This window comes from Klebsiella sp. CN_Kp100, assembly GCF_040065315.1.
Classification (GTDB): domain Bacteria; phylum Pseudomonadota; class Gammaproteobacteria; order Enterobacterales; family Enterobacteriaceae; genus Klebsiella; species Klebsiella oxytoca.
Map to the genome: position 1 here is coordinate 162,597 of NZ_JBEAIJ010000042.1, position 13,945 is coordinate 176,541.

The window sequence follows — 13,945 nt, forward strand, 5'->3', positions numbered from 1 at the left end:
CAAATATGACAATGGCGTGAATTTTGCGCATTGACGCTATCCCCGATTCGCGGTATTCGTTAACCGTGGTTGCGTATTTAGTGACCATTGTTTTCTTTTCCACCAGATCAAAGAATGAGGGAAACGAGGCATGAAGAGACAAAAACGAGATCGCCTGGAACGGGCACATCAGCGTGGGTACCAGGCCGGTATTACCGGAAGGTCGAAGGAAATGTGTCCTTACCAGACCTTAAACCAGAGGTCTTATTGGCTGGGAGGCTGGCGAGAGGCCATGGAGGACAGGGTACAAATTGCCTGACTGTCTCTTTAAAAAGAAGCCTCCGCTGCGCGGGGGCTTCGCCGTTTATAATCGTGACTGCTTATATCAGAATGAGGAAGTGTCCTGGAACAGGCCCACTTTCAGATCGGTTGCGGTGTAGATCAGACGATCGTCAACCAGCACTTCACCATCCGCCAGGCCCATAATCAAACGACGATTTATCACGCGTTTGAAATGAATGCGGTAGGTTACTTTCTTCGCCGTTGGCAGTACCTGGCCGGTGAGCTTGACTTCACCTACGCCTAACGCACGACCTTTACCCTCGCCACCTAACCAGCCCAGGTAGAAGCCCACCAGCTGCCACATGGCATCCAGACCCAGACAGCCCGGCATTACCGGGTCACCAATGAAGTGGCAACCGAAGAACCACAGATCCGGGTTAATATCGAGTTCTGCCTCGACATAACCTTTGTCATAGTTACCACCGGTTTCGGTCATTTTGATGACGCGGTCCATCATCAGCATATTTGGCGCCGGCAGTTGAGGGCCTTTCGCGCCAAATAGTTCACCACGACCGGAGGCAAGAAGGTCTTCTTTTGTATAGGATTCGCGTTTATCTACCATGTTTTCAGTAAGCCTTATTTTGAGTTCGGGACGCAGGATAGCTAACACGTGTAAGCTGAACAAGTCCGATCAGTTCGAACCTGAACCGCCTAACCAGCGTAGCGGCCACGGAAAGCGATGACGACTCTCTTGCTGTGTCGCCTGCGCAATCCGCTCCTGTATGGTTTGCCGTAAAGTTTGTCCTTCGCCGTCCCAGAGTAACTGGGTCAGAATGGGCAGCGCTTCGGTTACGTCATCGACCGCCCAGATAAAGAACTGTTCATCCGCAACCGCCTGTTGCAGCTCCTGCGCCAGGCTCAGATGACGAACGTTGGCGGAAGGAATAATGACGCCTTGTTTACCGGTCAGCCCACGCTGCTGACAAATAGCAAAGAAGCCTTCAATTTTCTCATTGAGCCCGCCTACCGGCTGTACGCGACCAAACTGATCGACTGATCCGGTAATGGCGATACTTTGATTAATCGGCACATTGGCCAGAGAACTGATCAGCGCGCACAGTTCGGCCATGGATGCACTGTCGCCATCCACTTCACTGTATGACTGCTCGAAGGTCAAAGATGCGGTGAAGGGGAGCTGTTGTTCAAGCTCCAGCTCGGACATCAGGAATGCCTGCATAATCATCATGCCTTTCGCATGAATATTGCCACCCAGTTCCGCCTTGCGCTCAACATCAATAAATTCACCGTCGCCAATATGCACGACGCAGCTGATACGAGAAGGCTCGCCAAACGCGCGCGGATGGCCCGGAAACTCGATGACTGAGAGGGCGTTGATCTGCCCTACGCATTCGCCTTCCGTCTCGATCAGGATTTGCTCCTGCAGGATTTCATCCTGGATGCGTTCGGCAAGATAGCCTTCGCGCCACAGACGACGCTCAAGCATGGTTTGCATCTCTTCGGCGCTAATCTCGTCACCTTCACAGAAGGCGGCGGCTTCGCGAAGCTGGCGGGCGATCCACAGTATGCACAGGGGCAAGGTTTCCTGGTCACCGGTATAGCGAGCGCCTTCCTGAATCAACAGCGGCCAGGCGGTAGCGGACAGCCCCGGAAGTTCGAGCCGCTGGGCATTTTGCCAGACCCATTGACACCACAGCTTAAGCGTCTCTGCATCAGCGATTTGCAGGTTATCTTCATATTCGCTGTAGATAGCCTGAGCAGAAAGCTCGGGCTCCATCTCCTGAAAATCAGCAAGAGATTCCCGCTCGCCGACCAGGATCACTTTCAGGCTCAAAGGCATAGAGGGAATGCTCACCGGAAGAGGGCGAGACTCATCAAATGACAGCCAGTCAAAACGCTGGCGAGCCACCATATTTTTTAGCCGCATCCATAACAGAGGCTGAGCCAGTAAGGCCCGCAAGGAGAGGATCAGTACGCCGCCATTAGCCCGATGGACAAGACCCGGTTGTAAAGCGATCTCGCCGTTAAACTGGCGCACGCAGCCAAATAGCTGCTCCGCTTCGACCCAATCTGCCGCTTCGACCGGCGCGACGCTTGCGAAATTATCTTCAGCGGTTTGCGCCGGCGAGAGCGAGATTTTTCCGCCATCAATCTGATAGCGTACTCCGCAGAGGGATTCCGGCGGTTGATGTAAAGTACGAGTTTCGTTAGCGAGCCATTGCAGGTACTCCGGCTCTTCCGGAATTTTAACCAGCATAAATGGCGAAATGGCTGGAGTGACCAGAAGCTGCTCCAGGGCATAGAATAAACGGGGTTGCAGTTCGCCTGAGAGGGATGCCTCTGCGTGAGCTAAGTCGGCTTGTGCAAACAGCGCCTGATAACTTTCCGTATCAGGAGCGAGGTCGTTTCGGGTAAGTTTCGTAATGGTCAAAGTCGCTGTTTTTTAGTCAGATGTAAAACGCGCGATTATACATTATGCGGCGTCTGAGCACACGGGGGATTGCGATTGTCACGGCGATCGGCCATCTACCAACATCACGAAAGATGATTTATTCTCAGCACATCGAGAAAAAACTGATATCCTGAAATGAGTTACACGGTCACATTGAGATCGCAATGAAATATCAACAACTGGAAAATCTCGAAAGCGGCTGGAAATGGACATATCTGGTAAAAAAGCATCGGGAAGGTGAGCTTATTACCCGCTACATTGAAGCCAGCGCTGCGCAGGCCGCGGTCGATCTATTACTGACGCTTGAAAATGAACCCGTGCTGGTGAATACCTGGATTGAGCATCATATCAACCCAGAGCTGGTTAACCGCATGAAGCAGACGATCCGCGCGCGACGCAAACGTCATTTTAACGCGGAGCATCAGCATACGCGTAAAAAGTCTATCGATCTGGAGTTTATGGTCTGGCAACGCCTCGCCGGTCTGGCTCAAAGACGGGGTAAAACGCTGTCGGAAACCATTGTGCAGTTGATTGAGGATGCTGAGCATAAAGAGAAGTATGCCAGCAAGATGTCGAGCCTGAAGCATGATTTGCAGGTTCTGCTAGGTAAAGAGTAGCAATTGGGACGAGGTTATAAGCGTCTCAACATTCTGCAGCTTTGACTTTGATGACAGCAGTTGAAGCAAAAAAAACCCCGCATCGCGGGGTTTTTTATTAACGAGATAACTTAAGCCTGCGGCTGAGTTACAACGTCTTTGTAGCCTTTAACTTCGATTTCTACACGACGGTCCGGCGCCAGGCAGTCGATCAGAGCTGCGCGTGCTTTCACGTTGTCACAGGTGTTGCCAGTAACCGGGTTGGATTCACCCATACCGCGAGCGGAGATTTTGCTGGCCGGGATACCTTTAGATACCAGGTAATCAACAACGGACTGAGCACGTTTCTCAGACAGCTGCTGGTTGTAGGCATCGGAACCGATACGGTCGGTGTAGCCCAGAACAACTGCGGAACCGTCTTTCGGATCCATGTTGCTCAGCTGGGTGTACAGCTGATCCAGAGCCTGCTGACCTTCTGGTTTCAGAGTAGATTTGTTGAAGTTGAACAGAACGTCAGACTTCAGGGTGAAGTGCTTGGTAGTCACTTCCGGAGCCGGAGCCGGAGCCGGAGCTACAACCGGAGCAACATCTTCCTGACCGAAACGGTAGGAAACACCCAGGCTCAGCATGCCGTTATCAGGACGGGTACCAACGGTGCCTGCGTCGCCGATGTTGTTAACCCACTGGTATTCCAGACGGGTTGCGATGTCACGAGTAACAGCCCACTCTAAGCCACCCGCGAATACCGGGGATACGCCAGTGTCGTGTTCGCTACGGGAAACACCGGTAGAAGCGTAGTTACCTTTGGAGTCAGCGCGCCAAACCATGCCGCCCAGACGGGTATAGATGTCCAGATCGTCAGTGATGGGGTAACCCAGTTTAGCAGTCAGCTGAACGCCCTGAGCTTTGAAAGCGCCGTTGTCTACGCTGCCTTTATAAGCCATGCGGCCCAGCCAGTCGTAACCCATTTCGAAACCGAGGTACGGGTTAACCTGGTAACCACCGAACGCACCAGCACCCAGCTGATCGTTACGAACTGGACCATTGTTACCTTTGAAACCGTTACCGTAGAAACCGGTATCGTGATACTGGGACCAGCCCAGCTTACCACCTGCATACCAGGTGTTATCTTTCGGAGCGGCCTGCGCTACGGTAGCGAAGCCAGCCAGTGCCACTGCAATCGCGATAGCTGTCTTTTTCATTTTTTGCGCCTCATTATCATCCAAAATTCGCCATGAAGGTTCAGAAGACCTCACGGTTAAATCCTTCACCCGGGGCGTGACTTGTTGTTAACTGTGCTGATACATGCAGCGTAAGCCGATCACCCCTGGCGATGTAAAGTCTACAACTTAGTTAGAAACTTACAAGTGTGAACTCCGTCAGGCATATGAAAAAAAAGGGTTGTGTACGCTATGTTTAACAAATAGGGTTGGCTTCAATCGAGGCAAAAAAAGTCGCGAACCCGCATCAGACAAGCATTTTAACAAAAACGCCCGCGATGAAAGCCAATCTCAGTCGCGGGCAAAAAAAATTCCAGGATTAATCCTAAACTCAGTTAATGATACAGGTTTGAGTGAATTTTTAGCCCGGAATGTTGTCTGCCAGGCTGAGCGGTATTTCTTACCGGACGCATGATAAAGCCCATCGCGTGACCTTCTTCTGCAGCGGCAACCAGTCGTTCATGTTCCTCAACGGTGAGTTCTTCCGACAGCCAGCCAATGACCACGCTATAGTTTCCCGTGCGCAGTGAGCGAACCATTGATTCGAGCGTATTAGCAGGGGAGAGCTGACTGATTTGCATCACCTTGGATAGCGGCAAACCGGATGACTGCACCCATTCGCGACTCAGCTTCTGCTGTGGTGTCAGCCAGAGCTGCCAGCGCGACTGCTGACCAAGCTGTTGTAATAAAGGAAGCAGTAGCAGTTGCGTCATCATGGGCTGATCTTCTCGATAGACTATTTCACTGATCAGCCCGTTAGCTGGCTGTTCGGCAGCGTCATGAGAGCGACGACGTACTGAAGTAAAAGTCAGTGGTGAACGATTTGCGTGAGCTGATGTAAACATAGTCTATCCCGCCTGTGGGTTACTGTATGCATATACAGTATATGCGACAGGATGAAAGATCAACTCAATTTTCTCGTTTTCTGGATGAAATTTGTACATCTTTGGCAATGAAGACAAGCTGACAGCGTTGAGTGATGGGGTGTACAGAATGTGAATTCATCGTTGTGGTCATTTCTTCTTTAAAAAATTCCTCCCACAAATTATGACGTTAACCATTTATAAATCGCGAGTGACGCCATGCTTTATGTTCTCCGGGTTGATTAATATTAATTAAGCATTTTACCTTTCCTGCTTTTTACTTCATCAAAAGGCTATTTTCGGAAAGCTGCTCGCAAAAAAACAAGCTGAGTAAAATAAAGAGATAATTCATGTTGCTGCATAAAGGGAACTCCCTTATTTTCTTATTAGCGGATCCGTTAGCAAATTTATGTCTTATTTACATGATTAACAAAGGAATAATCATGAAGAAACTCGTATGTCTTAGGATCCATCAGTTTCGGGCATGTTTGTCTCCATTAGGAAAAATAAGCTGTCGGCCCTTATTTGGTGGCTATAGCCTGGCGATAGATAATACCGTGTTTGCCATGATGGCTGAGGGGGAGATCTATCTTCGGGTTTGTGAGCAGAGTGCGCAGTATCGCGTGGCGCATAAAAACCCGCTGTTGAAGATGCAGAAGAATGGTCGTCTGGTTGCGCTTAAGTACTATCATATAGATGAAGGGCTTTGGCGTGACAGCAAAATGCTTTTTCATTTATCAGCGCTATCATTACAGACCGCTCGTAATGAAAAACATCGGCAGCGACATTCCGGAAGATTAAAGAATCTTCCAAATATTAGTTTTCACATGGAGCTCCAGTTGATTAATTCAGGTATCAAAGATGAATTAACGCTGCGAAAAATTGGCGCTAAAGAAGCCTGGCTCAGACTACGAAAAATGAATAAAGCGCTAACGGTAAACGTCCTTTATTCATTAGAGGGAGCTATTGCGGGCGTGCATGCGGCCACGCTCCCGACGCAACAGCGTCAGGAGCTTGAGGAGTGGGCGACGGTACAGGTACAGGAGATGGAGGCCTACTCAGGTTGAATCTCAACCTGTCGCTGTAGCCGACAAATTTCTGGCAGTAGCGCCAGCAGCAGTCCAATTTGCTGCAGAACTAAAGGCTCTTTGCTGTCGGCGCGAGGGTCAAGATGTTGGATCCGGGTCTGCAGGCTTGCTAAAGCCTGCTGTACCCGTAGTTCATCGGCTGGCGAATGGTGCAGCGCGTCATCCACATAACACACGGCATCGTCCAGCAGCGCCAGAATATCTGGCGTTGTCAGCTTTTCCCTGTGGGCTCCCAGAGCAGAGATATAGCTGGTAAAGGTATGGTTCAGGCAGAGCAAACGAAAAGCAGTTTCCCGCATTTGTGAGCCCGCTTTGGGTTCTGTTGATAAGTTCGATACGACAGAGGCCAGTTCGCTATCCCGGTTATGCGCGGCTCTGCGTGCAACACGATAGGCCAGGCGGTTGTCGCGCCCCTGGTGATATTGCTCAAGAATGGCATCTAAATATCGGCAGTTGGCATTGATTGCTTGCTCGAGCACTCGAGGGAGATTGCGGAATTTCCAGTCCGGCCAAATAAAACTCACTGCGGCCCAGGCGATAGCGCAGCCAATCAGAGTGTCGAATATGCGCGGTAGGGCAACTTCGAAACCTTCTCCCAGGAGGTTAAAACAGAGCAAGACAAGGAGCGTAATGAACATTGTCGCGTGGGCGTACTGCACATTACGGAAAGCGAAGAACAGCACGCCGGTCAGGACAATCAAAAGCAGCTGGCCTTCAACGGACGGGACGAGGAGCAGTACCGGCAGGCCGATGGCCACACCGATCAAGGTCCCGATTATCCTTAACGCCAGCCGATGGCGAGTGGCGTTATAGTTTGGCTGACAAACAAACAGGCTGGTCAGTAATATCCAGTAGCCATGGTTCAGCCCGGTCAATTGGATAAAGGCATAACCTGCGCACAGGACTATCGACATTCGAACCGCATGACGAAACAGGGCTGACTCAGGAGACATATTACTGCGCAAGCGCAGCCAGATATCGCTAAATCCGTTAGGCTGGTCGTCGGCTAACAGGTTTTCCGTACTGTGAATGGACTGTTCGGTGGTCTGGACCGATTCAATTGTCGCCAGCTGGGCGTCAATAGCCCGTAAGTTATTCAGCAAAAAACCCAGCGCTTTAATCTGTTCCGCTGGCGCGCCGCTGGCCTTAACGCGATCGAGCGCTGCGTCAAGATGCATAAAAGCGCGCTCAAAATGAGTGTCGTGCAGGTAGGGCTCGCGCAGCAGAATGGCACGCGACAGTTTCTGGCAGGCCTGCGCCTGCATTGATAGCATACGCTGAAAGCGGAACATCACATCGCTATAACGAAAATGGTCGCGTAGCGTTTGGTACTGAATATGTGATGAACTCGCACGTTCATGGATATCCTGCGCCACGAAATAGTACTGTAACGTGCGGCGAGTACCGCGCTGGCCGCGATCTCCGCGCAGACGAGTCAGCAGGGAAACTTTGGTCTGGTTCAGCGTAGTCACCAGCTGGCCGTTGGCTATTGCCAGGTCATAGAGCGGGGCCTGGCTTTCATCTTCTATATCCGGATCGAATAGCCGGGATTTAAGCTCCAGATAGCGGGCGAGCTGCTCATAGCTACGTGCCAGATTGTCCTGAAGGGGACGGATAGGGAAAATCAGATGCCCGGCGAGGGTGAGCAGGTTGTACCACACCGCGCCAGCCAGCAAAAACAGCGGCTGGAGATACCATTGGCTGTAAAGCGTTACCCCCAACATGGTGTAGATGGCAATTAATAGCGCGCCAAAGGCGATGGTGGCGTAGCGTTGTCCCAGACCACCAAGCAAAATAAAGCCGATAGTGGAAACGGTTAATCCTGCCGCGAATAACCAGGGCCAGGGGAAGAGAAGCTCCACCGAGGCCGAAGCGATAAAGAAGCATACAAGGGTAATGGCCAGATTACGCAGACGTCCTGCCAGACGATCGTCCAGGTCAGTCAGCGCCGCGGCCACGACGCCAAGCGTTAAGGGGATGGTGAGTTTTACTTCGCCGAGCCACCAGGGAAATGCGGTCGTACCGCAGAGTGCGATGAATATCCTGATGTAATATAACCAGGCACTGTTCCAGGTATAGCGGCGTAGCAGGGGGCTGAGCATTTCTCTGTTCCATTCAATTACTGAAAGCGGCGACGCGCGTTGGCTTCACGCGCAGCACGAGCGGTCTCAACGGAAACGACTCGCCGGCCTACCGGCCACAAAGCAATCGCGGCGATTTTAAAATTGGCGATGCCTACCGGAATGCCGATGATGGTCAGACACTGGGCGATCCCACAAAAGATATGCATCAGGCACAACCACCAGCCGAAGAAAATAAACCATAAAATATTCAACAACGTTCCGCCCGCGTTAAGCAGGCTATTCTTTCCCTGAGGGTCGAGTTCATCAACATGAATGGCTTCATTACCATAGGGAAGGAGAGAGAGTTTTGTTATCTCCCAGCAGGAGCGGGTGAGAGGCAGCGTAAAAATCAGTACTATGCTGACCAGCGTCGCCAGAAGCCAGCCGAGCGTGGTGGCGAATCCGCCAAGGATAAAGTTTAAAATATTCAGAACGGTACGCATAAACCCTCGGTTTAATTCTGTAGATAATAAGGTCCGGCCATTGTAGCGTTTTTTACGCTGGAGCACCCGGTCGCTGGCGGTTAAACTTAAAAACATCCAACCTGATTGAAATTCGACATTATATGGAACTCAGAGCGACAACATTGGGCAAACGCATGGCTCAACACCCTTATGACAGGGTGCAACTTCTTAATGCCGGAGTAAAGGTTTCCGGTGATAGCCATGAATATCTTATACCTTTCAATCATTTATTATCTATTCATTGCAAGCGTGGGCTGGTGTGGGGAGAGCTGGAATTTATCCTCCCGGGCGAGAAAGTTGTGCGATTGCATGGTACCGAATGGACCGAAACTCAGTGTTTTTACCATCATCTGAATGCTCTCTGGCAGCAGTGGAGCGCGGAAATGAGCGAGATTTCCGCCGATCTGCTGCGCCAGCAGTTGGCTGATGTGGCGCGTTCAAGCGCCGAGGGTAAATGGTTGACGCGTCAGCAGGTGTCCGATATTCAGCAGAAAATTCGCCATGCCCTTAGCGGGCTCCCCGTGCCGACAAGCCGCCTTGAGGGATTTGAAAACTGCCGTGAATTATGGCGGCAGTGCCAGAGTTGGTTGGGGGATACGGAAAAGGCCAGGCTTGAGCATAACCAAAAATTTACTGAATCAATGCTGGAACAATATCGGGGATTTTTTGCTGCAGTTGAATCATCGCCGCTGAATCCGGCTCAGGCGCGCGCTGTGGTGAACGGCGAGCGTTCATTGCTGGTACTGGCAGGGGCCGGAAGCGGTAAAACCTCTGTTTTAGTGGCGCGAGCAGGTTGGCTATTGACCCGGGGCGAAGCGGCAGCTGAGCAAATTTTGCTGCTGGCTTTTGGTCGACAGGCCGCGCAGGAGATGGATGAGCGCATTCGCGAACGCCTCGGAACCGACGAGATCTCCGCGCGCACTTTTCATGCTCTGGCTTTGCATATTATTCAGCAGGGCAGTAAAAAAGCGCCGATGATTAGCAAGCTGGAAAACGACAGCGCTGCGCGGCAAAAACTTCTGCTCGAAAGCTGGCAGCAGCAGTGTCAGGAGAAAAAAGCGCAGGCGAAAGGCTGGCGACTGTGGCTGGAGGAAGAAATGGGCTGGCCGATCCCTGAAGGGGATTTCTGGCAGGATAAAAAGCTGCAGCGCCGCATCGCCAGCCGCCTCGATCGCTGGGTAAGCCTGATGCGCATGCATGGCGGCTCGCAGGCTGAGATGATTGCCGGGGCGCCTGAGGAGGTACGCGATCTTTTTAGTAAACGCGTCAAGCTGATGGCCCCTTTACTAAAAGCCTGGAAAACGGCGTTAAAAGATGAAAATGCCGTCGACTTCTCCGGTCTGATTCATCAGGCGATAAATATTCTCGATAAAGGCCGCTTTGTCAGTCCGTGGAAGCATATTCTGGTGGATGAATTTCAGGATATCTCTCCGCAGCGGGCGTCACTACTCGCCGCGTTACGTCGACAAAATACGCAGACCACGCTGTTTGCCGTTGGCGATGACTGGCAGGCTATCTATCGTTTTAGCGGTGCTCAACTCTCTTTGACGACGGCTTTTAATCACTATTTTGGCGAAGGGGATTGTAGCGCGCTGGATACGACCTACCGATTTAATAGCCGGATAGGCGAGGTCGCAAACGGATTTATCCAACAGAACCCGCATCAGTTGACGAAACCACTCAACAGTCTGATTGCAGGCGACAAAAAAGCGGTGACGTTGTTAGCGGAGGATAAACTCGACGATCTGCTCGATAAAATGAGCGGTTACGTCAAGCGAGAACAGCGGATCTTGCTGTTAGCGCGTTACCATCATTTGAAGCCAGCGGCGCTGGAAAAGGCTGCAACACGCTGGCCCCATCTTCAGCTCGATTTCATGACTATTCATGCCAGCAAAGGGCAGCAAGCAGATTACGTCATTATCCTTGGTCTTCAGGACGGTGATGATGCATTTCCGGCTTCGGCGCGTGAGTCGATTATGGAGCAGGCACTGCTACCACAACCGGAGGATTTTGCCGATGCTGAAGAGAGACGTTTGCTGTATGTCGCACTTACGCGCGCGCGTCTGCGGGTCTGGTTGTTGTTTAATAAAGAGCAGCCGTCACCGTTTGTTGATATGTTGAAGGCGCTGGACGTGCCGGTTGCGAGAAAGCCGTAATGACTGGCGGCGAGGCCGCCAGCGTGGTTTATTTCAGACGCTCAGCGAGATAACGCTGGTAATCAGGAATCAAAATATCGACCGGATCGCTAAAGTGGGGAGACTGGATGATAAAGTCGGCGGTCGAGACATTCGTTGCAACGGGAATATTCCACACGGTTGCCAGACGGAGTAACGCTTTAACATCAGGGTCATGCGGCACCGCATTCAGCGGGTCCCAGAAAAAAATCAAAACATCAATTTTACCTTCTGATATCAGGGCTCCTACCTGCTGGTCGCCGCCCATTGGGCCGCTCAGCATAGCGTGCACCTCCAGCCCGGTTGCGCGTGATACCAGATTACCGGTTGTACCTGTTGCCGATAGCGTATGTTGTGCCAGAAGCTGCTGGTGGCGCTCTACCCATTTCATCAGCATATCTTTACAGTGATCGTGAGCAACCAGCGCAATATGTTTACGTGCTGGCAGTGTACGTGTTGTTAGTTCCATCATTTCATTCCACATTTTGGCCTGCAGACAGATTACTGGAAGTGTCTGCTGCTGCAAGCATCGGGATGAAAAAATTTGACGCATCTGTGGGTTAGCACTAATGCTGGTTCATTCGGATTAGCATACACTTGGGCTAAATAGCAGGAGGATGATGATGAAAGAGAACGATATCGCAGGTATTCTGACCTCGACCCGGACTATCGCCCTGGTGGGGGCAAGCGACAAACCCGATCGCCCAAGCTATCGGGTGATGAAGTACCTTCTGGAGCAGGGATATCACGTCATTCCGGTTTCTCCTAAGGTTGCCGGTACTACGCTGCTGGGGCAAAAAGGATATGCCACGCTGGCCGAGGTGCCGGAAAAAGTGGACATGGTTGATGTCTTCCGCAACTCAGAAGCAGCCTGGGGCGTTGCCCAGGAAGCGGTGGCTATCGGTGCTAAAACTTTGTGGCTACAGCTAGGGGTCATCAATGAACAAGCGGCAGTGCTCGCCCGAGATGCCGGTCTAAACGTGGTGATGGATCGCTGTCCGGCGATAGAAATTCCGCGATTAGGATTAGCCCGCTAAACCTAAAACCCCGCTTGACGGGGTTTTTTATTATGCATATGCATTAAATTATTTGTGGGTAGTATTTTAATTAAAACTACATCGAAACGTTTCTTTAATTTCCGATAACTCACATTAACTTTGTGGGTTTAAAAGACACTCTCTGAATTCCCTCTTGCTTATTAATAAAATTCCCCATTCACAAACAATTTATTTTTATAAGTAAACCATTATAAATATAATGGATATTACTTAAAATTTACTTTAAACTTTAAATTATTTTTTGCTTTTTCTTGCATGATTTTTTTGAGAGATATCACAGATATTTTTCTATTATCATAAAAATGGCGGTTTAACGCTATTGGAAAAGTATTATCCATGACTTTATCTTTATTGTAATAACCGTGAGTAACCGTTTTAATTATCTCTCTTATTAACATCTCAAAATGTAAGTTCATTATTTTAACGTTATGTAATATATGGGGTTTGTGTTATTTCAGGATGTGAATGGAATGTTTTCCCTCTCCTTGCGGGACTGCAAGTTCTGGTATATCTAATAAGATGCCTAATTAAGAATTATCTCATACCTCTGGCTGCGTCTTCATTTCAAGGGTGTAACCTGATGAAAAATATAAATGTGACAGTGAAAGAAACGGGTGTTGAATACACCGTTGATGGCAATCTAATTAATCTCAATACGCAGTCAGTGGTTCTCCTGCACGTTAAGCGTGAAGATATTAGTTCGTATACCCGGCAAGGTAATGATCTGGTTCTAAAACTCCACAACGGCGATACCGTTACTATAAAAAACTTTTTCGTTGTGGATGAGCATGGACAGCACAGTGATTTGGTGCTCATGGATGATGAGACCGGCGCACTATGGTGGCTGGAAGGTGCGGGTACCGATGGGGCCCACTATTCGCTGATTAGCGATCTCTCAGAAGTCATCGCCTCCGGAGGCGCAGGGCAAAGTATTGCCGGATGGGTAATGGCGGGCGCGGCTTTGCTGGGTATTGCGGCAATGTTTGCTGGTACCTCAAATAAAGATCAGCACTCTTCGATTTCAGAAACTGACTCAGATGCGGACAGTGATTCGGACTCCGATAGTGACTCGGATGCTGACAGCGATTCGGATAGCGACAGCGATTCTGATTCCGACAGCGATTCCGATTCAGACAGTGACTCGGACTCTGACAGCGATTCCGATTCTGATAGTGACTCGGATTCTGACAGCGACTCGGATTCTGACAGCGACTCGGATTCGGACAGCGATTCCGATTCGGACAGCGACTCTGACTCTGACAGCGATTCGGATTCCGACAGCGATTCGGATTCCGACAGCGATTCGGATTCCGACAGTGACTCTGACTCCGACAGTGACTCGGATTCCGACAGCGATTCGGACTCTGACAGTGATTCGGATTCCGACAGCGATTCGGATTCCGACAGCGACTCTGACTCCGACAGTGACTCGGATTCCGACAGCGATTCGGATTCCGACAGTGACTCTGACTCCGACAGTGACTCGGATTCCGACAGCGATTCGGACTCTGACAGTGATTCGGATTCCGACAGCGATTCGGATTCCGACAGCGACTCTGACTCCGACAGTGACTCGGATTCCGACAGCGATTCGGATTCCGACAGTGACTCTGACTCCGACAGTGACT

The 13,945-nt window shown here is 50.6% G+C and carries 13 protein-coding genes; 6 read left to right on the top strand and 7 right to left on the bottom strand.

Translation table 11 applies throughout. The annotated features are described in order from the left end of the window. Nucleotides 1–130 precede the first annotated feature (130 nt). The gene (rmf, locus tag ABLV12_RS18680; protein WP_004100764.1) at nucleotides 131–298 is read left to right on the top strand and encodes a ribosome modulation factor; all 168 of its coding nucleotides are present in this window, start codon (nucleotides 131–133) and stop codon (nucleotides 296–298) included. Between the two features lie 66 nt (nucleotides 299–364). Here the strand turns inward: rmf and fabA are convergent, their stop codons facing one another. After that, on the bottom strand, nucleotides 365–883 hold the full coding sequence (fabA, locus tag ABLV12_RS18685) for a bifunctional 3-hydroxydecanoyl-ACP dehydratase/trans-2-decenoyl-ACP isomerase (RefSeq protein WP_004100765.1): 519 nt from the start codon (nucleotides 881–883) through the stop codon (nucleotides 365–367). Between the two features lie 69 nt (nucleotides 884–952). Further along, complete coding sequence (locus tag ABLV12_RS18690) at nucleotides 953–2,710, bottom strand: Lon protease family protein (protein ID WP_160887709.1); 1,758 nt, start codon at nucleotides 2,708–2,710, stop codon at nucleotides 953–955. A 185-nt stretch (nucleotides 2,711–2,895) separates the two neighbouring features. On the opposite strand from ABLV12_RS18690, the gene matP reads away from it, so the two are divergent. Beyond that, on the top strand, nucleotides 2,896–3,348 hold the full coding sequence (matP, locus tag ABLV12_RS18695) for a macrodomain Ter protein MatP (RefSeq protein ID WP_004100768.1): 453 nt from the start codon (nucleotides 2,896–2,898) through the stop codon (nucleotides 3,346–3,348). Between the two features lie 110 nt (nucleotides 3,349–3,458). Here the strand turns inward: matP and ompA are convergent, their stop codons facing one another. Together ompA and sulA are read right to left on the bottom strand one after the other, a co-directional pair. Then, the gene (ompA, locus tag ABLV12_RS18700; protein ID WP_004100770.1) at nucleotides 3,459–4,529 is read right to left on the bottom strand and encodes a porin OmpA; all 1,071 of its coding nucleotides are present in this window, start codon (nucleotides 4,527–4,529) and stop codon (nucleotides 3,459–3,461) included. 353 nt (nucleotides 4,530–4,882) lie between these two features. After that, entirely contained in the window at nucleotides 4,883–5,392 is a 510-nt protein-coding gene (sulA, locus tag ABLV12_RS18705; RefSeq protein WP_348867225.1) for an SOS-induced cell division inhibitor SulA, read from the bottom strand. Between the two features lie 461 nt (nucleotides 5,393–5,853). On the opposite strand from sulA, the gene ABLV12_RS18710 reads away from it, so the two are divergent. After that, the gene (locus ABLV12_RS18710; RefSeq protein WP_020476643.1) at nucleotides 5,854–6,477 is read left to right on the top strand and encodes a TfoX/Sxy family DNA transformation protein; all 624 of its coding nucleotides are present in this window, start codon (nucleotides 5,854–5,856) and stop codon (nucleotides 6,475–6,477) included. On the opposite strand, the gene yccS is transcribed toward ABLV12_RS18710, so the two are convergent. Both yccS and ABLV12_RS18720 read right to left on the bottom strand, forming a co-directional pair. After that, complete coding sequence (gene yccS / locus ABLV12_RS18715; protein WP_016808045.1) at nucleotides 6,465–8,600, bottom strand: YccS family putative transporter; 2,136 nt, start codon at nucleotides 8,598–8,600, stop codon at nucleotides 6,465–6,467. The genes ABLV12_RS18710 and yccS overlap by 13 nt on opposite strands. A gap of 17 nt (nucleotides 8,601–8,617) precedes the next feature. Beyond that, entirely contained in the window at nucleotides 8,618–9,064 is a 447-nt protein-coding gene (locus ABLV12_RS18720) for a YccF domain-containing protein (RefSeq protein WP_004100782.1), read from the bottom strand. A gap of 122 nt (nucleotides 9,065–9,186) precedes the next feature. On the opposite strand from ABLV12_RS18720, the gene helD reads away from it, so the two are divergent. Then, nucleotides 9,187–11,241: a DNA helicase IV gene (gene helD, locus ABLV12_RS18725; RefSeq protein WP_348867226.1), complete on the top strand. Its 2,055-nt coding sequence runs from the start codon at nucleotides 9,187–9,189 to the stop codon at nucleotides 11,239–11,241. A gap of 28 nt (nucleotides 11,242–11,269) precedes the next feature. On the opposite strand, the gene mgsA is transcribed toward helD, so the two are convergent. Continuing rightward, entirely contained in the window at nucleotides 11,270–11,728 is a 459-nt protein-coding gene (gene mgsA / locus ABLV12_RS18730; protein WP_017146187.1) for a methylglyoxal synthase, read from the bottom strand. 154 nt (nucleotides 11,729–11,882) lie between these two features. Between mgsA and ABLV12_RS18735 the strand changes: the two genes are divergently transcribed. Further along, nucleotides 11,883–12,296, top strand: a complete 414-nt coding sequence (locus ABLV12_RS18735; protein WP_004100789.1) for a CoA-binding protein — start codon at nucleotides 11,883–11,885, stop codon at nucleotides 12,294–12,296. A 601-nt stretch (nucleotides 12,297–12,897) separates the two neighbouring features. Continuing rightward, a partial coding sequence (locus ABLV12_RS18740) for a BapA prefix-like domain-containing protein (RefSeq protein WP_348867227.1) occupies nucleotides 12,898–13,945 on the top strand: 1,048 nt, incomplete at its 3' end.